Raw genomic sequence first — 946 nt, forward strand, 5'->3', positions numbered from 1 at the left:
AGATACATGTCGCTTGAAACGCTTGCCCGCGTCACCGACAATCCCGGCATCAGGCTGCCCGCTGTGGCAATCTGATCAAGCTCGGACCTCTCCGAAGGCCGGCGCTCCTACACCACGCCAAGGGGCATGACCGCGACGACCTACCCGCCGGCAGAATGAACCCTACCACTCGCACCCGTGCCGCGCGTCCGAAGCCCCCACAGCTTCTGGCGATCTCCATCCAGCGAAATTCTCTGAGCCCCCTTGCACTTCAATTTCCACCTCTCTAAACCCCCTCGCACCACCCCAAGCGCGGAGAGGTGCCGGAGTGGTCGATCGGGGCGGTCTCGAAAACCGTTGAGCCTTCACGGGTTCCGTGGGTTCGAATCCCACCCTCTCCGCCATTTAATTCATCAAGCCGTTGACTTTAACTGAGAAATTTGCATCGCTTCGGAAGTCACCCCCGATTGCACGTTAAATGAAGCGGCAGGAAGGCCGCTGGGTCGGCCCTCCTGCCCATGTCAGCCCCGGCATCACCCGTGCTGTCACTGCGCCGCGCAGGCAAAAAGGTGCACCTGCCGCGCCTGTCGGGGTTTGCCCACTCACCGACTAACGGGGACGCTTTGAGGGGAAAAGCGTGAGGAACCCTCGGGCGCGTCCTGCCCTATCTCGCCGGAAGCTATCAGCGTAGGCTGGCCGCCATTCATGCCCTGCCCAGCTGAGCCAGCCGGGAAGCCGCAAGCGCTGCCAGCGGCCCGGAAATCGGCCCCAGCGGCGGCCCTTGCCGCCCCATCGTCTGCCCCCCAATTCACCTGCGTCAGCGCGGCGTTGACTTCCTGTGGCGACAGGCCCGCTTCCTTGGCCCGCGCCATCGCGGCAGTGTCCCAGCGGTTGGTGTAGGAGGCCGCGCGCGGAGCCCCGGCGTAGCGCAGCGCGCGGCCGGGCGTGACGCTGGCGGCCATCGCCG

The 946-nt window shown here is 65.4% G+C and carries 1 protein-coding gene and 1 tRNA gene; one reads left to right on the forward strand and one right to left on the reverse strand.

Annotation, left to right across the window (positions count from 1 at the left end; translation table 11 throughout):
- Positions 1-293: 293 nt before the first annotated feature.
- Positions 294-383, forward strand: a tRNA-Ser gene (locus KTN05_RS17645).
- Between the two features lie 198 nt (positions 384-581).
- On the opposite strand, the gene KTN05_RS17650 is transcribed toward KTN05_RS17645, so the two are convergent.
- Positions 582-946 (reverse strand): hypothetical protein (locus KTN05_RS17650; RefSeq protein WP_217330668.1); only part of this gene is annotated, 365 nt, incomplete at its 5' end.

Origin of the sequence: Paracoccus sp. Z118 (genome assembly GCF_019061185.1) — a bacterium.
In the GTDB taxonomy this organism is placed as follows: Bacteria; Pseudomonadota; Alphaproteobacteria; order Rhodobacterales; family Rhodobacteraceae; genus Paracoccus.